Genomic DNA, 24805 nt, shown 5'->3' on the forward strand with positions numbered 1-24805 from the left:
AGCGTTTTTGTGGTTAACGCCTGAAAACAGTACAGTAATTTTCATGGGGTGTCCTGCAGCGGGAACAGTGCAGGCACCTGGCAGGCGTCACATCTCCTGCCTTCCAGCGTCTGATCAGATCAGGTTCAGCCAGAAAAGCGCGGGAAAGGCCAAAGCCGGCTATAGAAGTTGAATTCAGCCAGTTATTCAGCTGGCGGATGTCCCGGATGCCGCCGGTGAGAAAGACAGGAATATCTACTGTGTCCGCGATATCTTTGGCAAACTCAACAAAATATCCACCTCTGGTAATGGTTTTTCCATCATATACGGCGCCGGCCAGGTTTTCAGCTTTGCCATGGATATTGCCGGATACTTCTATGGCATCAAAACCCATGGCGGACAGCATGCGGCAGATCTCCAGGGTGTCATCAAATACAAGTCCTCCCTTCACAAAATCAGAACAGGTGATCTTGATGAGAACAGGATAAGAAGGGCCCACAGCCGACCGTACAGCTGCATATATCTCTTCTATGATACGGATACGGTTTTTAAGACATCCGCCGTACTCATCCGTCCTGTTGTTGAAGTAGGGACTTAAGAACTGGTTCAGGAGGTATGTGTGGCCTGCATGCAGTTCTACGGCGTCAAAACCTGCATCCCTGACCCTGCGGGCAGCATCCCCGTAGGCAGCGGTGACATAGGCGATATCTTCTTTTGTCATTGGTGTGCCTGCAGTTTTGGTGGATGGCTCCGGCACAGTGCCGGGAGAGAAGATGGTGCGTCCCTCAGTCTTATATGTTGTTTTTGTGCCTCCGTAGGCCAGCTGCATCATGATGCTGGATCCGCGGGCGTGTACGGCATCAGTCAGCTTTTTATATTCTGGGATAAAGATATCATCATAGATTCCCATCATGGCGGCATTTGGCTGTTCTTCCTTTAAAATACGGGCATAGCCTGTGCAGATGAGACCAACTTCATTTTCGGCCAGCTTTTCATATATTTTTAACTGGCTGCTGCTCATATGCCCGTCCGCATCAGAGAGGGCTTCCCAGGTAGCGCTCCGCAGGAAGCGGTTTTTCACTGTCATGCTGCCTATCTGCAGCGGTTCAAATACATTTTTCATAAGTCATGCTCCTTTCAGTAAACATTATTGGGGGCAATAGTATGTCTTAAATATAATATCTTGATTATAATCACCCGCCCCTTTGCCGAAAATAGTGAACCCTCCGCAGTTTATACTGTCAGGTGATACCTGAAAACGGAAGGTAAAGGTACTGTTGTAGTTCAGGTCCAGATCATGGATGGTTACACCCGAGATTCTGCTGCCGCCGTCGATGTATGTACCTTTTTCATTTACAGTCAGGGTTTTTAAAAGACCGTACTGGTTGCAGCCCGGGGGCCACCAGGCGGGGGTGAACCGCCCTTTGCGCAGGCCGTAATCTCCCGGGCTGATCCACTGTCCGAGACAGATACCGTTAAAATAAAACTGGATATCTGAAGGATAATCATCATTATAGCCGGGAGATTCAGAGGATATCTCAAATGAGAGAGAGATCTGTCTGGGCTTTTGGCCTGCCGTCAGGTGGTTTGGAAGGATATATTCCACATAGCCCTCACCGAACCAGTAGACGTTTGCCTGATAGTGCTCTGGAAAAAGAAAGTACCTGGGATCATCAAACTCTCCTATGATCTCGCGGCAGGTAGCGATTCCGCAGGTAGGCCGGATCTGGCAGGCTGAGTAGCAGCCGATGCTGATCTCATCCTCATAGCAGGAAGCGTCTTCCGATTTGCGGGGAAACATATCTACAAGAAGAGAGGAGTGCAGCGGTCTGCAGACCTTCATGGATCCCCGCTTTCCTGCAGTGGTGTGTATGGAAACAAGCCCGGCTTCTTCCAGGATCTTCATATGAAGGGATACAGCGCTGTTAGTCAGCCCCAGAGCTTTTGCTATATCATTCAGATTCTTGTCCCCGGCCTCACTCAGAAGCTCCAGGATGCGGATCCGCATAGGAGCACCCAGAGCCTTGAAGACAGGGAGTGCGTCATTCAGAGAATGAAAATGAAGCATATTATATATCCTTTCTGAAATGTGCCTGAAATCTGGCAGCATCTCTATGGTACTGTTAACTCCGTGACCAGTAACACGCTCCGCGATGCACAGAAACGGCAAAATTCGCCGTTTCGCGCTGCAAAACTCGGGATTTTCGTGCAAAATACGCACGAAAACACCTCGCGGAATGGTGGCGTGTGAACAGTAACTCTCTATGTTCTGTAAATATTATAACGCCCTCTGAATTGTTAAGTCAATACTTAAACAAATATATATAGGGAGAGGGTAAAAGTTTAGTTATTGTTCACACAGGATTGCTGAACATGAATTATTTATTGACAGTTCAGGAACAATATAGTATTATCAAAATATAAAGTATATAGTGTAATATTAAACAAAACACTTAAATAAATAGGAGGAGAACTTTGGGCAGACTAATTATCAACACTGAAAAGAAAAAGAGTAAAATTAACAAAAATATCTACGGGCATTTCTCAGAGCATCTGGGGCGCTGTATCTATGGGGGTATCTATGTGGGTGAGGATTCTGATATTCCCAATGTGAACGGGATGCGCAGGGACGTGGTGGAAGCCCTCAGGCAGATCAAGGTTCCTGTACTCAGATGGCCGGGAGGATGCTTTGCAGATGAATATCACTGGAAGGACGGGATTGGCCCCAAAAACAGCAGGAAAAAGATGATAAATACACATTGGGGCGGTCTTGTAGAGGATAACTCATTTGGAACACATGAATTTCTGGAATTCTGCCGGCAGGTGGGATGTGAGCCATATATAAACGGAAATGTGGGAAGCGGTACAGTCCAGGAGATGAGCGAATGGATGGAATACATGACATTTGACGGTGTATCACCCATGGCCGGGCTGCGCAGGGAGAATGGACATCCTGAACCGTGGAAGATCAGATACTTTGGAGTCGGAAATGAAAACTGGGGATGCGGCGGAAATATGAGGCCTTCTTATTATGCGGATATTTACAGGAGATTCCAGACATATGTGCGCAATTATGGGGAGAATAAAGTATTTAAGATCGCATGCGGGCCAAATGGCGACGACTATGAGTGGACAGAGACAGTCATGGAGATTGCAGGAAAATTCATGGACGGACTGAGCCTGCACTATTATACGGTTCCCGGAGACTGGAACAGGAAGGGCAGCGCCGTAGACTTTACGGAGGAGGATTATTACAATACACTGAAGAAAACGCTGTATATGGATGAGATCATTACGAAGCACACCCAGATCATGAACAGGTACGACCCGGACAATAAGGTGGGCCTTATTGTAGATGAGTGGGGCACATGGTACGATGTGGAGCCGGGCACAAATCCAGGATTCTTATATCAGCAGAATACAATGAGGGATGCTGTGGTGGCAGCCATTAATCTGAATATTTTCAATGAGCACAGCGACCGCGTTGTGATGGCTAATATCGCCCAGATGGTAAACGTACTGCAGTCTGTCATATTGACAGAGGGAGATAAGATGGTACTCACCCCTACATACCATGTCTTTGACATGTATAAGAGACATCAGGAGGCCATGCTGGTTGACGTATACGCAGAGACAGAGGAGACAGGAAAGGGCGGATATACAGTCCCGAATCTGAGTGTATCTGCGTCCGAGGACGGAGAGGGAGTGCTCAATATTACTGCTGCAAATCTTTCCTTAGATACAGCGTATCCTCTGGAGTGCATACTGGCAGGGAGCTGCATGGGAGAACATGCGTCCGTGGAAGGTGAAGTGCTGAGTGCCGGAATGAATGCATTTAATGATTTCAGCCATCCTGAGGACGTAGCGCCATCCGGGGCAGAGGGAATAGAAGTGACAAAAGAGGGCTTCAAATTTACTGTGCCCGCCTGCAGTGTAGTACATTTTACCGTTAAGAGACAGTAAGGATACAGAGATGGAGAAGAGATTCTGCAGAAAATGCCTGACAAAAGATATGGATGACGGGGAGTATTACAGGACTGTACAGGAATATATCAGCAACCTTCCGGAAGAAATGAAAATATCGTCGGATTTTTACGAAAAACGCCTGCATTATTGTCAGAATTGTGATAATATGGTCAATGGGATGTGCCGTCTCTGCGGATGTTTTGTAGAAGTGCGGGCAGCCAAGAAAATGAGTCACTGCGCTATGAATCCAGCTCTCTGGTAAAATACTGGCGCGGCGGAAATGAGGCGGTAGAATGAAGAATTTTTTAGTTTTGACCACTGGAGGAACGATAGCGTCCATGGAAGGGGAGAATGGCCTGATACCTGCCATGGGGGCGGAGGATCTGCTCTCATACATACCTGATATTGGTAAGCTGTGTACGGTAGATACCATGGAAGTCTGCAATATAGACAGCACGAATATGGATATAGGCTACTGGAGAATGCTGGCCGGAGCCATCAGAGAAAATTATGAAGATTATGACGGATTTCTGATCTGCCATGGGACAGATACCCTGGCCTATACTGCATCAGCGCTGTCATATATGATACAGAATACAGAGAAGCCGGTGATACTTACAGGGGCGCAGAAGCCTATTTCTTTTGAGTCCACAGATGCACTGATGAACCTCAGGGACAGCTTTCAGTATATGATGGAAGAAGACACGAGAGGTGTGCAGGTTATGTTCGGGGGCCGCGCCATTGCGGGAACCAGGGCGAAGAAGATCAATACACTGAGCTACCAGGCTTTCTCCAGCATTAATTTTCCTGAGATCGCAGTGATCCGGAATGAACGTGTTATAAGATATGTGTGCACGCCAAAGCCGGAGGGAGAGGTACTTTTCGATACAAGGATGAATCCAAATATATTTTTGCTCAAGCTGACGCCCGGAAGCTCTCCGGAGATCCTGAAGGAGATTTATAAACAGTACGACGGTATTATCCTGGAAGGCTTTGGGGTAGGCGGAGTGCCTGACAGGCTTTTTGAGACATTAAAAGCCTGCCAGAATGCCTACCCTGAGGGGCAGAAGATACTGGTGCTGGCTACCCAGGTCATGTCAGAGGGGAGCCATGTGTCCGTATATGAAGTCGGCAAACGCATGGAGGGGGAGATGCCTTATCTGGAAGCAAAGGATATGAATCTGGAAGCCGTGTTTGCTAAAGTGGCATGGATACTGGGGAAGAAGCCTTCTTCATGGCAGGAGATCGAAGAATTATTCTATTCTAATGTAAATTTCGACATCCTGGGCATATAGCGGGCAGCCTGAAGAAAGAGTTCAGGACCTGCGTTCCCTGCCTGGGGTGGACCCTGTATATCTTTTGTAGATCCTGTAGAAATTTGAGAGATTGTTGAAACCGCATTCAAGTGCGATATCCACAATCTCTTTTTGCGTTGTGTGCAGCAGCTTCTGCGCCTGCTGCACACGTATCCCATTTAAGTAGCTGGAGAAGGTACAGCCGCAGGCTCTGCGGAAATATGAGGAGAAGTAGGTAGGGCTCATATAACAGGAGGCAGCCATCTCCTCTAATGTTATCTTTTGGCCGAAATTAGTGTAAAGATGAAAAAATACACCTTCCAGGCGCTTCATGGCATGCTCCCTGTTTTCAAAGGTATCGGTGGACGGGGCAGCTGAGGTATAGTATCGTGTTAGCAGGGTGAGCAGCTTTAATATATCAGCTTTGATCACCAGCTGATAGCCTGTCCGGCGGTTCCCGGCCTCCCGGCAGATGGAGTCCAGCAGTTCCTGCATCCCTGCGCAGGAAGGTTCATTGTGGTCAATCTTATTCTGGAAACTGCTGCCGTACTCTACAAATGGTTTTAGAAATTCATAATCAAAATTCCCTATCCGCTCTGCGATAAAATCTATGGGAAATAATATGACATTTACCTCCATGAGCTCACTGATAAGCTCCCAGCCATGCGCTTCCATATGATTGAAAATGATAAAATCCCCGGCCGTGACAGAAAAAGACTTTTCACGGATGTGGTAGACTGCCTTCCCGGACAGGATGCTTGTAATTTCAAGACACGAATGCCAGTGATAAGTATTTGATGTGTTGTCACTCTGGCGGAGCGTGAGTGTACGCACCTGAAAAGGTTGATGGGGGTCAAATGTAAATTCTGCCTGGTAGATATTCATGGAACTCTCCTTATTTCTGTACTGCCCAATAGTTTTGATACAACTATTATAGTTTTATCAGGCCCAAAAATCAAATATAACATTTTATAATCGTAAGATAGTATAAAAACTGTGAAAGATGCGGGAAGAAAATGCAGGAGAGATGAGCTATACTACAGACATGAAACAGATATTACGGTTTAAGCCGGAACATAGAAAAGAGAGGGCGATCATAATGAAGAATCAGAAGCTGGTATTAGGAGTTTTAGGTCTGGGAGAGGGAAGGAGCATTATATCAGCAGTGCAGCAGAGCGAATATTATGAGCTGGGAAATATATGCGACCTGAATGAGGAGCTGTGCAGACAGAGGATGGAGGAATTCGGACTGGACAAGTATACTGTCAGATATGAAGATATGCTTGAGGACAAAGAGATAGATGTGATAGGTATCTATACGCCTGACCAGCTGCATGCAAAGCATATCATGCAGGCGCTTCGGGCAGGAAAACACGTCATCTGCACAAAACCGGTGATCGTGGGGCTGGATGAGGCGAAGGAGCTGAAGGAATGCCAGAAAAATTCTGGAAAGCATGTATTTGTGGGGCAGAGCACCAGGTTTTTTGAGTCTGTGAAATACCAGAGGGAAATGTATGAGCAGCAGAATATAGGTGAACTGATCACTGTGGAGGCTCATTATAAGAATGATTCCAGGTGGTTTCTGGAGAGAGACTGGAGCAGACAGCCTGGGTTCTCCTGGATGTACAATTTTATGATACATGCCGTAGACCTTGCTGCCTGGTATCTGCCGGAGATTGACGAGGTGTTCGGTTACGGCGCAGTCAGCCCGAATACCAGGGAATATGGTCTGAATGCAGAAGATACCATGACCTTTGTGGCCAGGGATACAAAAGGAAGGTTTGCAACTATAGAAGGTGCATATGGAAGTCCCTGCCTTGACGGAAATGTAGAATTTCCAATAGAGTGTACCTTAAGGGGAACTAAGGGAATATCCAGGGGAGGATACAGCAAGTTTAAGTATTACGAAAGGACAGTAGACGAAGAGGGCAGGCATGACAGGGCTGAGACATTTGACGAGAAGCACGATTATTATTTCAGGTTTGAGAAGGAAAATCATCACGCGGGGGAATATCAGAACTACATTGAATATTTTGCCCGGAAGCTTATGAAGGGTGAGACGCCCAAGCCTGACCTGGAAGAAGCTTTCCATACTATCGGTATTCTGGAGGCCATGAAGCGCAGCCTGGAGTCAGGTCTGCCGGTAAAGGTGGGCAGTATATTGAGAGAGTATGGTTTGTAATAAATCAATAACAAATTGATATACAAAAGTTTGATGATTAACTCTTGACGGGAAAAAATAAGGGTGATAAAATAAAAATACCGAGTAGCAAAATGCGTAAATCCAGGAATGGATTTGCGCATTTTTTTTGTACTTATTTAGCAGTCTTTAGATTTACAAAATTCAGGAGGTTGAAATGGAAAAACAAGGAACTATGGAAATGAACAAGATGGGAGTGATGCCCGTCAAGAGGCTGATGCTGACAATGGGAGTTCCCATGATACTGTCAATGGTCCTGCAGGCTTTCTATAATATTGTGGACAGCTATTTTGTCAGCTCTATGAAGGATACTGCCGAGATCGCCGGAAGGGGAGAGTATGGAGTTACCGCACTGACACTGGCTTTTCCTGTGCAGATGCTCATGATTGCCGTAGGCGTTGGTACAGGAGTGGGTATTAATGCACTATTGTCAAAGAGCCTGGGTGAGGGGAACAGAGAAAAGGCCAGCAAGGTTGCGGGCAATGCCATCTTTCTGGGAATCTGCACGTATATAGTGTTTATGCTGGCAGGCGTTTTCGGAATCGATGCCTATATGCATACGCAGACCTCAGACCCTGTTGTACTGCAGATGGGAAGCAGTTATCTGAGGATATGCATGGTCCTTTCTTTTGGAGTGATCATGTTCATGATATATGAAAAACTTCTCCAGGCGGCGGGCCGGACGGTACTTTCTACCATAGCCCAGGTAGCGGGGGCGGTGACAAATATTGTGCTGGACCCGATCCTTATTTTTGGATATCTGGGATTTCCGGCAATGGGAATTGAAGGGGCAGCATATGCCACTGTCATAGGACAATTTGTATCACTTGTGCTGGGGGCCGTTTTCCAGCATACGCTCAATCGTGATGTAAATTCGGGAATACGTTATCTGATACCTGAAAAGAAGATCATCGGTGAGATCTATAAGGTTGGAATCCCGGCTATTATCATGCAGGCGCTGATGTCCTTCATGACATATGGAATAAATATCATATTTGGACGTGTATCTGTAGCAGCAGTAACTGCCTACGGAGTTTATTACAAGATCCAGCAGTTCGTATTTTTTGCAGCTTTCGGCCTGAATAATGCCCTGATCCCAATTATAGGTTTTAATTACGGGATGCAGGATAAGCGCAGGGTAAAGGACGGCATCAGATACGGGCTGATCTACACGCTTGTTATAATGCTGGCCGGGGCAGTCCTGCTCCAGGTAAGTGCGGCCGGTCTGGCGGGTATATTCTCACTGTCTGATGAGACATACCAGCTGTGTATAAAAGCCATCAGGATCATTACTCTTGGATATCTCTTTGTGGGAGCCAATATAACATATCAGGGAATCTTCCAGGCATTCGGTCAGGGAGTCAGTTCACTTATCATATCCCTTATCCGGCTTGTTGTAGTGGCCCTGCCTCTGGCATATCTGTTTACAACATTAGAAAATGCCCAGGACATGATATGGTGGGCATTCCCTATTGCAGAAGGGTGTGCATTGGCAGCTGCACTCATATTAATGAAAAAGATTGCTGAAAAGAAGCTGGATGGCATGAAGGAGACGCATCACGCAGGGAGGGCTGAAGGGATTCCCGCGTGAGGTATATTGGAATATGGATGGTACACATCAGGGGATGCTGCAGTTAACTGCAGCATCCCCTGATGCATAGTAAGCCGGCTTCGGCGATAGGATTTTTGCACCCTTGAATCATTTTCTACATCTACTATACCACAAAATCCCACTTTTTTCAAGGCTTGTAATAATACAGGACAGGGCATATAATAGGCTCCCAGTACCAGCGTGTGGTAAAAAATGCTCTAAGTGAGAAAGGGGAAGCTGCCAATGGGAAACAGTAAAGAAATAAAAGGTGATGGGGTACAGGATTTTTATGAGCTAATGAAGGTGAGGGACAAACAGGAACTGGCTGCTGTTATTTCCTGCAATGAGAAGACAGAGAGATTTGGCCTGGTGCTTTCTGAGGAAAAGGCAGGTGAGCTTGTGCAGGCCAGAAATACCAGCCTGAAGAAACACAGGAGGGTGGAGTTTGGAAAAGGGATACTGGAGGAATTGATTTTTGCATTTTGTGATTCCGAATATATCAGTCAGGACAGATATGCAGAGACACTTATGCAGCTTCAGGAGATTTTTTATGAATTTAAAAATGAATCAGGTGATAAGCTGACAGATGATGAACTTATCACATTTATGAGAGAACAATTTGATTCCGTATGCGAAGGGGATCTGGATTACCTGGCAGGAACATGCCTGACCATATTCTCATCTGCTGTCAGGGCAGGCTACAGAGGATATGAAAAAACAGGGGGGCATAATGAATTTGAGAAGTTTGATGAGGTAAAGAGGTGGGATAAGGATCTGTATCTGGAGGTTTTAAGGGAGCTGTGCTGGAGCTGAGGGGGAGGAGAAAATGCAGAAAGACAATATGAGAGGGTATGAAGCGGAAGAACTGCTTCCGCTTGTGGCAAAACTGACAAGAAAATATACTTCCGGGGAGAGCAGTTCGGTACCGTATGAGACGGCCCGGATGCTGATGGAAGCCGTGCTGTATTGCATCCGGGAGGGTGAGGAGGGAGAACGTCTGTCCCTGATGCCTGAAGGCGGGGAAGCTGCACCGGCATCCAGTCTCTATTGGCAGGGGCATGAGAGGGTGATTGAGAAAACGAAGAAAGCCCGGGAAATGTATGATGTACTGATAAAAGATTTTGAAGATTATGGGTGCAGGAATTATTACAACACCGTGATAAAGGGGCTGCCGCAGTTTTTCCTCAGGTATGACGCCAGGTTCTGCCCGCAGGACCATCTGCTGACCCTTGATTATCCGTCAATGGAAAGAGATGATGGGCTCTGCGGCATTGACAAGATTTACCAGTATATAAGCGGGCTGTGTATTGAAAAGAGATTCCTTGGGATATTTGAGAGAAGTGCGGTTGCAGGGCTTCTGCAGCGCACCATGACAGATTATGAACTGATCTATTTTGATAATATCTGTTATCAGGTACTGCTTTTATCACTTGGCTGTATGATAGCAGGGGAACCTGTCGCGCGTCTGAAAGTCTCCGGGGAAGGCTTAAATGCTGTAAGAGAATTTTTTGACAGTACAGACAGTGAATCTGCTGAAAATAAAATCAGCGGTCTGATAGTCATGCTTACAGGGCGGCTGGGGGATGAAGAGATGAAAGAATATTTTTTGAAAACATCTCATGAGTATGCTGTGAGGATCGTGAATGCAGCCGGTGTGAATGGATTGTCGGGTGTGTTTCCCTGATTTCATAAGAAACGTAGTAACTAAGAAACTTCGTTCCCTGTACAACGTGATTTAATTTTGTTGACAAATTCTATTTCCCGGTGCTATACTGTAGTTGATATATCGCAGTGCGATGTATCGCACTAAATAAATGAGGTGGTTTCATGGATTCCCACATTAAGAAAGTATATGTGCCAATGACGGAAACAGGATTTTATATATTGCTGTGTTTGAGGGAAGAATCACATGGTTATAATATTGTCCGGAAAGTAGAATTATTGACACAGGGAGAAGTCAGGATAAGCCCGGGCACAATGTACGGGAGCTTGTCAAAGATGGAAAAGGACGGGCTGATTCAGTTCGTGCGGGAAGAAGATAAAAGAAAGATTTATTGTATTACTGATTTGGGAAAAGAAGTGCTGGCATTAGAAATGAAGCGGATCGAGCGTTTGTACCGGAATATGACGGAGGTGAGGTAAAGTGCAGGATACAAAAACGGAATTCAAATATTTTCCCGTTTTTGAATGGGAGAAGGAACAAGATTATCTCAGGCAGCAGCATAAAAACGGATGGAAATTTGTCAGGGTGAGTTTTATAGGAGTTTATCATTTTGAGAGATGCAGACCCGAAGATACAGTGTATCAATTAGACTACAATCCGGACGGACTTGAACATAAGGAGGAATATATTCAAATGTTCCATGACTGCGGATGGGAATATCTGCAGGATTTTTGGGGATATAGTTACTTCCGCAAGCCTGCTTCAGAGATGAATGGCGATGAAGAGATATTCTGCGATGAAGCCTCCAGGACAGAAATGATAAAGCAGGTATTAAAAGGGCATATGCTGCCGCCGCTGATTCTTTTTACTTTAATAATTTTGCCCAATATCTATATTCAGAGCCATAATAACAGACCTGTAAACGATATATTGACAATTGTGTTTCTTGCATTATTCATTATATATCTTGTAATATTTCTTTTTATAGGATATCAGTTTTGGAAATATTGGAAGCTTTTGCGAAAATAAGTTTATGGCTGAACTTAAACGGGAAACTGGACAGCATGCATACAGTCTGAGGAATACATATTTCTGAATTCAGTCGGGGTGCAGCCTTTATGCTGCCGGAACATCCTGGTAAAGGCAGGGAGGCTTGAAAATCCGGAGTTAAGGGCTACAGCAGTAACGGAGTAATCCGGATTGGCCAGCAGCTGTTCGGCCAGGGCGATCCTCTTCTGACTCAGGTACTGATAGAAAGAAATATGGGTAAATTCCTTGAACAGACGGGTAAAATGATATTTACTAAAACCCGCTATCCCGGATGCCTGATCCAGGGTCAGATCTTCAGTGCAGTGCTCATTAATATATTTGCATGTATAAAGAAGGCGTTCTGTATACCTGGGAACGCTTCCGGAGCCTGTGTGCTCCGGGGCATGGGCGGAGGCATCAAACCTCCCCAGGGAGCCCAGCAGATGCATAAGAGAACTGTATATAAAAAGATCAAAAAAGGAGGAGGATTTCTCGTATTCCATTTCCATTGAAGTGAGCAGGCTGCTGACCTTTGCGTGCAGATCTTTGTCTGTCAGCGGAGACAGGACAGTAACAGGCGGCAAAAGAGCAAGCAGAGTCTCAAAGCTGGCTATTTCCTTCAGAAATGCAATATCGGCCAGATAGATAGTGCGGCTGCCTGACGCAGGAGCACAGAGGGCATGGACCGTCCCGGGCAGGATGACGGCGATATCCCCCTCCTCAAGCCGGTATGTGCAGCCATTGGCACGGACTTCATACCAGTTCCGGGAAGCACGTACTATCTCTAAGGGCGCATGCCAGTGATCAGGAAAATCCTCATGCACCTTCAGATAATTAATGCGGAAAGTGAGATCCTCCCGGAATGAAACGCGCTCAAATATACCATCTAAATGTTCTATCATGTGAAGCCTCTTTTCTTAAAGTATGTGTGCCGTTACGAATATCATAGCTTAAATATAGTGAAATTGCAATAAGGCGATCCCGCAAGAATTTTTAAAAACCCCGCAAGAATTGTAAAGCCTCTGCGGCATACTTCTGATATATTGAGGTTAACAGTAAATACTGTACTGATTAATAGGTGCCTGTATTGGGGGCAGCTGATTTTTAAGGAGGGTTTTTCAATGAGAGAATATCATGTTTCTGTCAATGGGTGTGACATGGCGGAGGGGACAAAGGAGAGGCCGTTCAGGACCATATCAAAAGCAGCAGAGATGGCACAGGCGGGGGACTGTGTGGTTGTACATGAGGGAACTTACCGGGAGTGGGTGAAGCCGAAGCACAGCGGCCGAAGCAATATCAGCCGTATCACTTATGAAGCGGCGCCCGGAGAAAAGCCAGTGATAAAAGGTTCAGAACTGGTAAAGGACTGGGTGCAGGTGGAAGGAAATGTCTGGAAGGCAGTTTTGCCCAACAGCTTTTTTGGAGAATATAATCCCTATAAAGAAGTGCTGGGCGGGGACTGGTTTATCTCCCCGGCTGATGATTCACTGCATGCTGGTGATGTATATATGAATGGCAGGTCGTTTTATGAGGCAAAGTCTCTGGAGGAAGTAAAAAATCCTGTTATGCGCACAGAGGGAGTTAATCCGCCCTGGACAAAGCATGGGGAACCGCTGCTTCACCCGGAGGAATCAATATACCAGTGGTATGCAGAAGTTGATCAGGAAAATACCGTAATATATGCTAATTTTCAGGGTAAAGACCCGAATATGGAAATGACTGAGATCAATGTGCGCAAATGCTGTTTCTATCCTGACAGGACAGGAAGGAATTACATAACAGTGCGCGGTTTTGAGATGGCCCAGGCCGCATGCCCCTGGACACCTCCCACTGCTGACCAGCCGGGGCTTTTAGGCGTTAACTGGAGCAAGGGGTGGATCATAGAAAATAATATCATCCATGACGCAAAGTGCAGCGGTATCAGCATTGGAAAGGAAGCTTCCACAGGCCATAACATGTGCACAAGGGGACATAGGAAACCAGGCTACCAGTATCAGATGGAGGCGGTTTTCAGGGCAAGGCAGATTGGCTGGAGCAGAGAGACGACAGGTTCTCATATTATCAGAAATAATATCATATACGACTGCGGACAAAATGGAATAGTGGGACACATGGGCTGTGTATTCAGCAGGATCTATCAAAACCATATTTACAATATAGCAGTCAAACATGAGTTCTTTGGATATGAGATTGCGGGGATTAAGCTCCATGCGGCGATCGACGTGCAGATCATCCAGAATAAAATCCATAACTGTACACTTGGCACATGGCTGGACTGGCAGGCCCAGGGGGCAAGAGTCAGTAGAAACCTTTATTACAGCAATGACAGGGATCTGATGGTAGAGGTTACCCATGGCCCTTATATTGTTGATAATAATATTTTTGCATCTGCCTACAATTTTGATAATGCAGCGCAGGGCGGCGCCTATATCCATAATCTCTGCTGCGGTACCATGCGCCGTATCGATGTTCTGGACCGTTCTACGCCCTATCATTTCCAGCATACTACAGAAGTGGCGGGGACAGCAGTTGTGTACAGTGGGGATGACAGGATCTGCCAGAATATTTTCCTGGGGGGAGACGAAGATGCCTGCAATGAAGAGATATCTTACGGCACGGAGAGATATACTGGACATCCGGCTTCGATGGAAGAATATATAGAAAAAGTAACTTCATTTGGAAACGGCGATATGGAGCAGTTCATGCAGGTGAAGCAGCCGGTTTATATCAATGGAAATGCGTATTTGAACGGAGCCGGAGCCTTTGACAGGGAAGCAAAGAATTTCCTGAGTGAGAAAGACCCGGCAGTCAGGGTTATAGAAGAAGAGGACGGGACATATCTGGAAATCAATGTGGAGAGAGGGATGCTGGATATGCCGGAAGAAATCTATACTACAGAGAAGCTTGGGATGCCAAGGATAACGGAAGCCCCATATGATAATCCTGATGGAACCTCTATCGTATTTGACCAGGATTTTACTGGACGCCTGAGAATGGAAAGTCCGCTGGCAGGGCCTCTGGAGGGACTTAAGGAGGGCTTCAACCGTATACTTGTCTGGCCCGGAAACTGAGAGTGAGTGTAACTATTCAGCAGGTCTGTGCATTTATTGCACAGACCGTAAGAAAATGATTCAAGGGTGCAAAAAGCCCATCGTCGAAGGCGATTTTAAATGGATTTTTGCATGTAACTGTGAAGGTACTGAACAGTTACGAGTGAGTAAAGAAAGAGGGGATCAGAAATGATCAGAGAAGCTGTGCAAAGTGATCTGCAGGGGCTGCTGGAACTGTATCTGTTTCTGCATGAAAAAGAGATGCCTGAGGATTCAGAGCATCTGAAGAAAGTATGGGGACAGATAATCTCTGATCCCTGCCACCATATTATAGTGGCGGAAGAAAACGGCCGCATTGTATCTTCCTGTGTCTGTGTCATCATCCCCAATCTGACCAGGAATATAAGGCCCTATGCGTTTATCGAAAATGTTGTGACAGATGATGCTTATAGAAACAGGGGATTGGCCACATCATGTTTAAATTATGCAAGAAACATTGCGGAAGATGCGGGATGTTATAAAATGATGCTTCTGTCCGGGTCAAAGCAGAAGAGCACACTGGACTTTTACAGGCGCGCAGGGTTTAACAGCGAGGATAAGACAGCCTTTATACAGTGGCTGTAAACGTCATGTGCTTCCGTGCATACCCCTGTGCACTGACGGCGCATACCCAAACTGCCTTTTATAGAGCCTGGAAAAGTGGAATTCATCATAAAAACCAAAGCTGAGGGCGATATCCCTGATTCCACGTTTGGGATTTGCGGGGATCTGCTCATGAGCCATGTTCAGCTTCAGCCGGATCTGATACTGGTGGATCGTGTAGCCGGTAGCTTTCTTAAAACGGGTGGACAGGCTGCGTACACTCAGTCCATATGTCTCAGCCAGGGCTTCGGGGCTGAAGAAACGGTGGGGGCATGTATAAAACAGGTGCAGGATATCCTTGGTCAGGGAATCCATCCAGGGGGAGTCGGCTTCATCCGGAAGCGAAACTTCGGCCAGGAGCAGCTCAAGAAGAGCGCTCAGCCGGAATGATGTGTGGCTGCGCCCTGACCAGTATGTCTCTACTGTCTGTGAAAATAATTCTGCAACCTTTGGATTTGCTGAACAGTCTGTTACTTTCTGCAGCTTCAGGCAGTCGGGGGAAGGCAGGCCATCCTCCGGCAGAAGGCTGCAGTGGATGAACATGTTTCTCATATGCGGTGTGCATTTTTCCTGGCTATAGTGGCGAAGACCAGGCTCCAGTATCAGGAGCTGGTCTTTTTTTACATGATGGCATATCCCGTTTTCAATGATATCCCAGCTGCCGTCCGTAATATAGAGCAGGTCATACTCATCCATGACACGGTCAGGGTGAAGGATCCCCTCAGGACTGTAATTGACGTTTGAGCATGATATAGTGCGGCGCTGTTTCGTTGACATATATACAATAGAATTCATGGATCTTTCCTCCTGATGACTAGTTATGATTTATCATTATATATTACCGGATTATACATGGATTTGCAGAGAATGTCCATTTCATTTTGACATGATTTTCTTATAATAAAAACATAGTGATAAATGAACTGAATGTATGCCGGACTGAGGCAGAAAATAGTAGGAGGAATAAGTGATGGTAAAACGACAGGAAACAGAAGCGAGGCTTAAGGACTGCTGTGTTAAAGATGGGTTCTGGTCTTATTTTCAGGAACTTGTATCAGATGTGGTGATCCCCTATCAGGAAAAGATACTGAGAGATGAGATACCGGGGATAGAGAAGAGCCATGCTATTGAAAACTTCAGGATAGCCGCTGGAAAAGCGGAAGGTGAATTTTATGGAGCTGTTTTCCAGGACAGTGATCTGGCTAAATGGCTGGAAGCAGCCGCATATTCCCTGCAGAACAAAAGGGATGAGGAGCTGGAACGGCGGGTGGATGATGTCATAGACCTGATAGGAGGCGCTCAGCAGGAGGATGGCTATGTAAATACATATTTTACTATTAAAGAGCCTGAACACAGGTGGCAGAACCTGCTTGACTGTCACGAACTCTACTGCGCGGGGCATATGATCGAAGCTGCTGTGGCTTATTATGAGAGCACAGGCAAAGATAAGTTCCTGAACATCATGCGGCGCATGGCAGACCATATAGACAGAAGATTTGGTCCGGATAAAACGAGGGGAATACCCGGGCATGAAGAGATTGAGCTGGCGCTGCTTAGGCTTTACAGGGCCACAGGTGAGCAGAGGTATCTGGAACTGTCCAGGTATTTTATTGATGAGAGGGGCACACAGCCAAATTATTTCCAGGTGGAAATGAAAGAGCGCAGCTGGACTTTCTGGAGTACAGAGGCCGGCGACGGCACATATAACCAGAGCCATGTTCCTGTAAGAGAGCAGGATAAGGCTGTGGGACACAGCGTGAGAGCTATGTATCTGTACACAGCTATGGCGGATATGGCAGGAGAGACAGGTGATGAATCACTTTACAGGGCATGTCTGCGGCTGTGGGAGAATGTAACAGGACGGCAGATGTATGTTACGGGAGGAATTGGCTCTACAGTGCATGGGGAAGCATTTACGAAAGACTATGATCTTCCCAATGATACAGTCTATGCGGAAACATGTGCTTCCATAGGACTTGTGTTTTTTACCAGGAAAATGCTGGAGCTTAAGCCTTCCGGAAAATTTGCAGATGTTATGGAGCGCTGCCTTTTCAATGGAGTGCTTTCAGGTATGCAGCATGACGGAAAGAGATTCTTCTATGTAAATCCGCTGGAAGTAATACCAGGGCTTTCAGGAGAGCAGAAGGAATATAAACATGTCATTCCCAAGCGGCCCCAGTGGTATGCCTGCGCCTGCTGCCCGCCCAATGAAGCCAGGCTTCTTGAATCCATAGGGAAATATGCCTGGGGGGAAGGCAGTGACACAATATATTCCCACATGTTCCTGGGAGGAAGCTACAGGTCAGAAATGTGCGGAGGCATACTGATCGAGACAGAGTCGGGATATCCCTGGAATGGTTCTGTGAAATACACGGTCCATCCTCAGGAGAACGGAGCGTCATGTACACTTGCTGTCCATATTCCGGGGTGGTGTGAGAAATACAGGCTGCTTGTGAATGGAACCGAGGCATTGTCAGCAGAAGGAACAACAGCAGAAGCGGAGACAGCGGCAAAGGCAGCAGATGTGTTCAGGGAGGATGGGTATTGCTACATCAGGCGTGAATGGAAAGACGGTGATACAGTCCAGGTGGATCTTCAGATGGAAGCACGCAGGGTATATGCGGACAGTGCAGTCAGGGAGAACCAGGGAAGAGTCTGCCTTATGAGGGGGCCGGTCGTATACTGCCTGGAACAGGAAGACAACGGCGGACAGCTCTGGCAGCTGAGAATACCGGAGAATGCACAGATCAGTGCGGCAGAAGAGCAGGATCCCGTGCTTGGCAGATATGTATCCCTGAATATTGAGGGAGCACGCTGTCTGTCAGGCGGCAGCCTATATACAGGAGAGAGGCCTGTCCCCTATGCCTGGAAAATAAAAGCAGTGCCGTATTATCTGTGGGGGAACCGCAGTGAGGGCGGAATGCAGGTGTGGACGCTGGAAGGATAGCAGATATGTATTGCAAAAGCAGAATACAGCATTTATAATAAGTAATAATAGCGGAAAAATGAGAAAGGCTGGCTGAAAATGAGTGCTGTTTATTTAAATTCTTTTGAATTTCCCGATGAAGAACAGGAGTGGTATTTTTTTATGGACATAAAAAGGACGTGCTACGATTCTTTTTATCCATTTCAGATTTTATCACGCCACAATTTTAGCAGAATAGATTTTGAACCTGTTACAATACTTTACGGAGGCAACGGCTCAGGCAAATCGACAGCCCTGAACGTCATAGCGGAAAAGACAGGCATACTTAGGGAGTCCGCGTATAACAGATCTAATTTCTACCCGGACTATCTGAAGCTTTGCACAGCAGAGCATCACTTCCCGCTGCCTGAAAAAAGCAGGATCATCACAAGTGATGATGTATTTGACTATATGCTCAATATCAGAAGTCTGAACGAGGGGATAGACAGGAAGCGGGAAGAACTGTTTGAAGAATACATGGATGCCAAATATTCTCATTTCCAGATGAAATCATTAGAGGATTATGAACAGTTAAAAAAGGTGAATCTGTCCAGAAGTAAGACACAGTCTAAATTTGTAAGAAATCAGCTCATGGACAACGTGAGAGAATATTCAAACGGGGAGAGTGCCTTCCGATACTTTACTGAAAAAATAGAAGAGGGAGGGCTGTATATCCTGGATGAACCGGAAAACAGCCTCTCCCCCGGGCGACAGACCGAACTTGTTAAATTTATCGAGGATTCAGCGCGCTTTTTTAAGTGTCAGTTCATAATATCTACCCACTCGCCATTTGTTCTGGCGATACGCGGTGCGAAGATATATGACCTGGATGAGGAACCTGTTGATGTGAAGCGCTGGACCGAACTGGAGAATGTCCGGGCATATTATGATTTTTTCAAGCTTCATGAGAAAGAGTTTAATTGTTGATGTAAATATGGGATGCTGTTTTTACAACATCCCATATTTGGATTACATTTTATATAGTATGTATGCATGGTACAAATTAGCAACAATAAACAAAATGTCTTCAACCAATATTATCTTATCCAAATATATTTTTTTCTTATGTTTTTCCCAGCACTCATTAAACGATTTATCTCTGATCCTATTCACAATATATAATAAAATATACACTGCTAGTATAGCCATTACAAGATAAACAAAATTTAAAAAAATAGTATTAGCTTTTTCCTGTGCCAGAAAGATGCCCATTACTGCATACGCTGCTAAAAAAGTACTGGGTATAAGACATAGTACAGTGATTACCCAACAAAACAGTAGATTTATCTTGTTTTTATTCATAACTGCACCTCCCCATTTTATAAAACTGCATTGTTTATCAATAATACAATAATAGACAGGGTGACAGATAAATAACCATTGGTATCGCCTCTTCTATTAAAAATTTTCATACTTTTATCATATACCGTTGCAATTGTTTAGTCAAATAAAAATATCAATATAAATAAGTCAAGCTCACTTGACCTTGGCGGCTGCCGGGAGGGTCAAGCGAGCTTGCTGTGAGATTCATGAGATTGAATTTAATCAATAAATACTCTGGTATAAGTCTTTAGGGAAACGTCTCCTGTCATGCCGTAGTCATGTACCTGGGAGGAAATATTAAAGGACAGGCCGCCTCCCTCGCCGTCTTCTGTATCTGTGCTGTTGCTGGCATTATTCTGACGGACGAGTGTCCTTTCTTCAACAAGGTCAAAATATCCTCTTGCAAGCAGGCGGTTATTCAGTGTGCTGGATACTTCAACAAGAATGGTATTTTCGCCGGGAATAAGCCACTCACTGATATCGGCCTGCAGAGACTGCATATTGAAAGCTCCGGCCTTATGTCCGTTTACATAGATGGCTGCAGTATTTCCGTTGACAGAGCCGATCTCCAGAACGACCCCATTTGCCTCTGACCAGTCAGACGGGAGTGTGACCCTGGCGGTATAGTAGCCTACGCCGGAAACTTCAGGACCGATCCTGGGGATGTCTTTCCAGGGTTTCAGGCTTACTGTACCGGCATGGAGCATGTCTTTCGTTGTCTCGTAGTAAACTTCCTTTGTGACGATCCCAAGACCACGGTCTTCCGTGATAGTCACCTTGTCACCTTCATTCCAGTCTTCTACTGACAGGTCCCAAAGAGGGATAGGGATGTTGTCGGGCACATCTGCCGAAAAACTCTTTAGTGAGCCGTCCTGAAGGGTAAAACTGTATTCTCCGCTCTCAAATACTCTGGCGAGGAAACGGCCGTTTTCTTTTGTTAAAGTATAGCAGCCTGAGCTCATGCCGGAAGAGGAGACGCTGTCAGACGTCAGGCTTTCATGACAGGGATTCAGCGTGACCGCATGAAGGTCATTATTTTCACACATGTCGATCACATACAGGCAGGCCTCTCCTGGAGCAAGTTTAAGATCCAGCACAGTATTCCCACTGGCTTTCTTATAGTATCCCGGCTCTGTGATTTCTCCGTTCCAGCAGTCGATCTTATAAGGCTTTCCCTCACCCCGTACTGATACAGTGAAGGAGAAGGGCTCTTCTTCAGTATACATCATGTTGTAAGCATAGAAATAAGTTTTGGAGCCCTCTTCACGCAGCAGTGTCAGGATATTTTTATTTTCTTCTGCGAATTCAGTTCTGGGCCTTATACCAAGGCTGATAAGCGCCTTATACACGTCAGCCTGGCCATCCAGCTCCCTGACATTCGGCAGGGATTTCATCTCATTGATTATGTGTTCCAGTTCTCTGTCCATGCCGTCATTGAACGGTGTAATGGCAGCAGCCTTTGCATGGAAGGTATCTGAAAACGGACGTGTAGTTTCAGTCACCCCGTTTACAAACAGGATTGGAAGCCCTTTCTTTGCCATCTGGCAGAGTTTTCTGGCAGAGGACAGGGGCAGGCATGTCTGATATATGATCAGGGCCTGATAGCCTGGGCCGTCGTGGAGCAGTTCCCCGTCAGAAAAATCAACGAAGTCTTCTTCCAGGATCTGAGGAGCAAAATAGTCCCATGTATATCCTGAATTCTGAAGCTTCATGTCCTTCCAGAAGACACCCTCGTTTCCGCGCATTAAGTCGTGTTCATAAAGTTCCTTCTCATTTTTGCCTGTAAAATACAGATTATTGAAATTGTAGTCCAGGCGGAGGATCCCCAGGTCCATGCGCGGCTTACCCTGACGGAGAAGCATCTGGAAGCGTGTGATCATGCCGGTCCAGTCCTTATAGTGCTGGTACGAGGGCTGGCGTGAGCCGAAACGCTCGGAAAATACAGGCCACATCCCTTCATGGCCCGGCCAGTAGGTGGACTCTTCTGAGCCGGCTATACTTGCATAGCCGTGCAGGACAGTCTTGGTGACGCCGGCGGCGAACTGGGTGAAAATGATCTGGGTATAAAAATCCATCCCCATCATGTAATTGAGCATCGTGGCTCCTGTCTCACTGGAATATGTCCTGTTGTAAATATGTGCAGGTCCGGCCAGGTTCCTGTACGGTTCAATCTGGGAGGCAAACTCCAGAGATTCTGTCTCAATGCCGTCCACATATTTTCCGGGCTGTGAGATCTCAAAGGGAAGACCATAGGAGATCTCGGCGCGGAGCGTCATCCCCACAGTGTGAAGCCATTCCTGGAGCGGCTTTAGCATATTATCCATATACAGATCTGTCATCGTCTGGTAGACGTCATTATGAAGTTTTTCCGCAAAAACCTCATCCTCCATAAAATAATGGTAGTGATAATACAGGCACATCATACCGCCGTCCTTGACGATAAATGGCAGGTATGGCGTCAGGTCGTAGCCCCGGCGGCTCCTGAATTCGTCCAGAAAATGATATCCCCAGAACTGTCCGCCGGCTCCGAAGGTGGATAACTCAAGTGAATCCATATACATCATGCCCCGGCCATTTTTAAAGAGGTCCTCCTGCAGCTTCGGAGTCAGTATCTCACTTCCCCAGTAATCAATCACAGCCTCCGCTCCATAGCGGTCTATGTAATTCACTGTGTAGGAGGTACTGACGGAGGGGCCTGCAGTCTGGCCTGTACCATGTATCCAGAAATAGAAGAGCAGATAATCGCCGTCCGTGGGAGCCGTCCAGGACAGCTGCCCCTCAGTTACATTATCTGTAAGTATATAAAAGGAATCCTTGTCAAGATATTGCTTTCCGTCTGTCTCACCCAGTTTCCTGACTGCGACGGCTGCTTCCAGGTCCTGTCTGTGTACATTTGGCATGACCGTCTTTGCACGGGGGATCTCACCGGAGCGTGTTTTCCCGGCTTTTACCAGTTCAGTGACATAGTTCAGCTCTTTGGCTGCCGCTTTATCATCAGGCGTGATAGTTGTCAGATTTGCATTTGACCAGTTTGTGCCGCTTGTCATGCTCACACCCATGGACCTCTGCGTGGCTTCAGCCACAAGCAGCTGGGAATCATGGACCCACTCCTCAGAACCCCATCCGTAGAGGGCGGAATCAGCCCCCGGTTCATCCATTGCCAGGAATTCAATAGCTCCAAACCCTGATTCGTCCAACATGGACATTTCATTTTTCAGCGTAACGTCCGTGTGCATTCCTTCTGCCAGCCACCAGCGGATATCAGGGCGGTATTTCTTGTCAGGTGTCTTTAATATATCTGATTTCAAATGATTGTTCATAAACTGCCTCCTTTTGCTTTCATGAGAGAGATTAATACTTGCATTTTAAATATAAGATTTTATAATATAAGATACAATACTAAAACTTGCTGAAGTATATAAAAATCTTGCTGCGAAAGCTGCGGCGCTGAGGATATGGCTTAGAAAGGGGGATGCAGTATGTTTGATAATATCAGGTTTTCAACATATTATACAAAGCAGACGCTGACAGGGGCGAATATGAGAGAATTAAACCCATTTGGGGGAGAGGAGCCTGATTACATCATCAGGGGAAGTCTGTTCGCCATCAGCGGGAATATCAAATCCTTGCCTGCTATACCGGTCAGTGAGCACACAATGGAGCACTCATATTACGTTCAGACATTTTCTGTCATGACATGTGATGAGAAGTACTACACGAAAAGAAAAGACTGTGATTCTTATCTGATCCTTTATACGTATGAGGGCGAAGGGGTGCTGGAATATGAAGGGAAATCCTACCCTCAGAAACCTGGGGATGGATTTTTTATAGACTGCCGGAAGCCTCATTTTTACAAAACTGCAGGTTCAAAATGGGTCCACAGTGACCTTCATTTCAGGGGAAAGCCCATGGGTTCCGTCTATGAAGAGTACTGCAGCATTAACGGACCGGCTTTTAAGGAGCCGGTCACGGGGAAGTATCAGAATATGCTGGAAAAGCTGGCAGTTCTGCTGAGTGTGTTTTCGCCTTACAGAGAGTTTCAGATATCGAATCTTCTGAGTAATATTGTGACACATATCCTGGTGTCCACATCGGAGAATGCGCGTGAGGGACAGTCTGTGCCGCAGAATCTCAGATATCTGATCCAATATATGGAAAATCATTATTTCAGGGAACTTTCTCTGGACTTTTTGGCTTCTTTTTCAGGGATCAGCAAATTCCATCTGTCAAGGGAATTCCACAAATATATGGGATGTCCGCCGAAAGAATATATCATCCGGCTGAGAATGCAGAATGCAAGATTTCTTCTGGAAAATACAGACATGCCCGCAGGCCGGATCGCGGGCATGATAGGCATGAAAAGTGAGAGCAGCTTTGTACAGACATTTAAAAAGCGCGTGGGGGCTACACCTGGGGAATACAGGAAAAAGTATACTCATTCAGGTCCCCTTGATGCAGAAGAATTAGAATGATATTCACTCGGCGAGCACCCATATATCTTCTTGAATTTTTTGCTGAAATAAAAGACATCGGAATATCCGGCCATTTCAGCGATATCGGTGATCCGGTGACATCCTTTTTCCAGTAACCGGACGGCTTCCTTCATCCGCACCTTTGTTATATGCTGCGAGACAGGATAGTAATTTATCTTTTTGAAGACAACTCCCAGATACGAAGAGTTCAGTCCCAGATATTCTGCGATCTGGTTGACGGACAGATCCTGATTATTATAATTTTCATCGATCTCAATCCACCTGCCATCACAATAATAAGAATCTGATGCAGCTGGCTGAAGAATTCATCCAACTGGATGCCACAGAACCCAGCATATTTTACGTATGGGGCCACAGCTATGAATTTGACGTGGACGGCACCTGGGGTAAGCTGGAAGAATTCTGTGCCAGGATCAGTAACCAAAGCGACATCTTCTATGGCACAAATTCAGAAGTTCTGCTGTGCAGTGAATGATCATATAAATGCTTTTTTTGAGATAGAATACTCTAAGTTTTAGAGTGTTTTATCTTGAAAATTAAGGGTATCCCGGATATTAAAAAAAGATTATAATGTATCTTAGATGAAAGTGGGACATCCCACAGAAAATG

Annotated in this window: 23 protein-coding genes; 15 read left to right on the forward strand and 8 right to left on the reverse strand. The window is 46.0% G+C overall.

The genetic code is table 11. The features are described 5' to 3' along the window. Window positions 1-13: 13 nt before the first annotated feature. Together NSB28_RS06420 and NSB28_RS06425 are read right to left on the reverse strand one after the other, a co-directional pair. Window positions 14-1102 carry an NADH:flavin oxidoreductase gene (locus NSB28_RS06420; RefSeq protein WP_109626093.1) on the reverse strand — a complete coding sequence of 363 codons (1089 nt, stop codon included), beginning with the start codon at window positions 1100-1102 and terminating at the stop codon, window positions 14-16. A gap of 24 nt (window positions 1103-1126) precedes the next feature. After that, the gene (locus NSB28_RS06425) at window positions 1127-2047 is read right to left on the reverse strand and encodes an ArsR/SmtB family transcription factor (RefSeq protein ID WP_109626360.1); all 921 of its coding nucleotides are present in this window, start codon (window positions 2045-2047) and stop codon (window positions 1127-1129) included. Window positions 2048-2454: 407 nt separating this feature from the next. Here NSB28_RS06425 and NSB28_RS06430 point away from each other — a divergent pair, with 407 nt between their 5' ends. The 3 genes from NSB28_RS06430 to NSB28_RS06440 are packed head-to-tail and all read left to right on the forward strand — an operon-like array spanning window position 2455 to window position 5240. Beyond that, complete coding sequence (locus NSB28_RS06430; RefSeq protein ID WP_109626094.1) at window positions 2455-3942, forward strand: alpha-N-arabinofuranosidase; 1488 nt, start codon at window positions 2455-2457, stop codon at window positions 3940-3942. Between the two features lie 10 nt (window positions 3943-3952). Continuing rightward, window positions 3953-4207, forward strand: coding sequence for a DUF6171 family protein (locus NSB28_RS06435; RefSeq protein WP_109626095.1), 255 nt, complete (start codon window positions 3953-3955; stop codon window positions 4205-4207). Between the two features lie 31 nt (window positions 4208-4238). Further along, on the forward strand, window positions 4239-5240 hold the full coding sequence (locus NSB28_RS06440; protein ID WP_109626096.1) for an asparaginase: 1002 nt from the start codon (window positions 4239-4241) through the stop codon (window positions 5238-5240). Window positions 5241-5261: 21 nt separating this feature from the next. Here NSB28_RS06440 and NSB28_RS06445 read toward each other — a convergent pair whose 3' ends face one another. After that, on the reverse strand, window positions 5262-6125 hold the full coding sequence (locus NSB28_RS06445; protein WP_109626097.1) for a helix-turn-helix domain-containing protein: 864 nt from the start codon (window positions 6123-6125) through the stop codon (window positions 5262-5264). Between the two features lie 142 nt (window positions 6126-6267). Between NSB28_RS06445 and NSB28_RS06450 the strand changes: the two genes are divergently transcribed. From NSB28_RS06450 to NSB28_RS06475, 6 genes are all read left to right on the forward strand, one after another. Continuing rightward, entirely contained in the window at window positions 6268-7422 is a 1155-nt protein-coding gene (locus NSB28_RS06450) for a Gfo/Idh/MocA family protein (RefSeq protein ID WP_243134881.1), read from the forward strand. A gap of 175 nt (window positions 7423-7597) precedes the next feature. Further along, window positions 7598-9031, forward strand: coding sequence for an MATE family efflux transporter (locus NSB28_RS06455; protein ID WP_109626098.1), 1434 nt, complete (start codon window positions 7598-7600; stop codon window positions 9029-9031). A gap of 243 nt (window positions 9032-9274) precedes the next feature. After that, window positions 9275-9844 carry a DUF6323 family protein gene (locus tag NSB28_RS06460; RefSeq protein ID WP_109626099.1) on the forward strand — a complete coding sequence of 190 codons (570 nt, stop codon included), beginning with the start codon at window positions 9275-9277 and terminating at the stop codon, window positions 9842-9844. A 13-nt stretch (window positions 9845-9857) separates the two neighbouring features. Next, window positions 9858-10715 carry a DUF6179 domain-containing protein gene (locus tag NSB28_RS06465; protein WP_109626100.1) on the forward strand — a complete coding sequence of 286 codons (858 nt, stop codon included), beginning with the start codon at window positions 9858-9860 and terminating at the stop codon, window positions 10713-10715. A gap of 143 nt (window positions 10716-10858) precedes the next feature. After that, complete coding sequence (locus NSB28_RS06470) at window positions 10859-11173, forward strand: PadR family transcriptional regulator (RefSeq protein WP_109626101.1); 315 nt, start codon at window positions 10859-10861, stop codon at window positions 11171-11173. Window position 11174: 1 nt separating this feature from the next. Further along, on the forward strand, window positions 11175-11723 hold the full coding sequence (locus NSB28_RS06475; RefSeq protein WP_109626102.1) for a DUF2812 domain-containing protein: 549 nt from the start codon (window positions 11175-11177) through the stop codon (window positions 11721-11723). 14 nt (window positions 11724-11737) lie between these two features. Here the strand turns inward: NSB28_RS06475 and NSB28_RS06480 are convergent, their stop codons facing one another. After that, window positions 11738-12625 carry a helix-turn-helix domain-containing protein gene (locus NSB28_RS06480; protein WP_109626103.1) on the reverse strand — a complete coding sequence of 296 codons (888 nt, stop codon included), beginning with the start codon at window positions 12623-12625 and terminating at the stop codon, window positions 11738-11740. Between the two features lie 219 nt (window positions 12626-12844). Between NSB28_RS06480 and NSB28_RS06485 the strand changes: the two genes are divergently transcribed. Together NSB28_RS06485 and NSB28_RS06490 are read left to right on the forward strand one after the other, a co-directional pair. Next, the gene (locus NSB28_RS06485; protein WP_109626104.1) at window positions 12845-14794 is read left to right on the forward strand and encodes a right-handed parallel beta-helix repeat-containing protein; all 1950 of its coding nucleotides are present in this window, start codon (window positions 12845-12847) and stop codon (window positions 14792-14794) included. Window positions 14795-14962: 168 nt separating this feature from the next. After that, window positions 14963-15397 (forward strand): GNAT family N-acetyltransferase, encoded by a 435-nt coding sequence (locus NSB28_RS06490; RefSeq protein ID WP_109626106.1) that lies wholly within the window; start codon window positions 14963-14965, stop codon window positions 15395-15397. 3 nt (window positions 15398-15400) lie between these two features. On the opposite strand, the gene NSB28_RS06495 is transcribed toward NSB28_RS06490, so the two are convergent. Continuing rightward, window positions 15401-16210, reverse strand: a complete 810-nt coding sequence (locus NSB28_RS06495; protein WP_109626107.1) for an AraC family transcriptional regulator — start codon at window positions 16208-16210, stop codon at window positions 15401-15403. 175 nt (window positions 16211-16385) lie between these two features. On the opposite strand from NSB28_RS06495, the gene NSB28_RS06500 reads away from it, so the two are divergent. After that, on the forward strand, window positions 16386-18362 hold the full coding sequence (locus NSB28_RS06500; RefSeq protein WP_109626108.1) for a glycoside hydrolase family 127 protein: 1977 nt from the start codon (window positions 16386-16388) through the stop codon (window positions 18360-18362). 141 nt (window positions 18363-18503) lie between these two features. Further along, complete coding sequence (locus NSB28_RS06505; protein WP_330665351.1) at window positions 18504-19307, forward strand: AAA family ATPase; 804 nt, start codon at window positions 18504-18506, stop codon at window positions 19305-19307. 42 nt (window positions 19308-19349) lie between these two features. Here NSB28_RS06505 and NSB28_RS06510 read toward each other — a convergent pair whose 3' ends face one another. Together NSB28_RS06510 and NSB28_RS06515 are read right to left on the reverse strand one after the other, a co-directional pair. After that, on the reverse strand, window positions 19350-19682 hold the full coding sequence (locus NSB28_RS06510) for a hypothetical protein (RefSeq protein ID WP_109626110.1): 333 nt from the start codon (window positions 19680-19682) through the stop codon (window positions 19350-19352). Window positions 19683-19921: 239 nt separating this feature from the next. Beyond that, a complete protein-coding gene (locus tag NSB28_RS06515) occupies window positions 19922-23023 on the reverse strand; it encodes a glycosyl hydrolase (RefSeq protein ID WP_109626111.1) in 3102 nt (1033 codons plus the stop codon). Window positions 23024-23182: 159 nt separating this feature from the next. Between NSB28_RS06515 and NSB28_RS06520 the strand changes: the two genes are divergently transcribed. Further along, window positions 23183-24175, forward strand: a complete 993-nt coding sequence (locus tag NSB28_RS06520; RefSeq protein WP_109626112.1) for an AraC family transcriptional regulator — start codon at window positions 23183-23185, stop codon at window positions 24173-24175. On the opposite strand, the gene NSB28_RS25080 is transcribed toward NSB28_RS06520, so the two are convergent. Next, window positions 24139-24501, reverse strand: coding sequence for a helix-turn-helix transcriptional regulator (locus NSB28_RS25080; RefSeq protein WP_109626113.1), 363 nt, complete (start codon window positions 24499-24501; stop codon window positions 24139-24141). The two genes, NSB28_RS06520 and NSB28_RS25080, sit on opposite strands and share 37 nt — an antisense overlap. Between NSB28_RS25080 and NSB28_RS06525 the strand changes: the two genes are divergently transcribed. Further along, window positions 24483-24671 (forward strand): polysaccharide deacetylase family protein, encoded by a 189-nt coding sequence (locus tag NSB28_RS06525; RefSeq protein WP_109626114.1) that lies wholly within the window; start codon window positions 24483-24485, stop codon window positions 24669-24671. The genes NSB28_RS25080 and NSB28_RS06525 overlap by 19 nt on opposite strands. Window positions 24672-24805: the final 134 nt, after the last annotated feature.

This window comes from Murimonas intestini, from assembly GCF_024622195.1.
Classification (GTDB): domain Bacteria; phylum Bacillota; class Clostridia; order Lachnospirales; family Lachnospiraceae; genus Murimonas; species Murimonas intestini.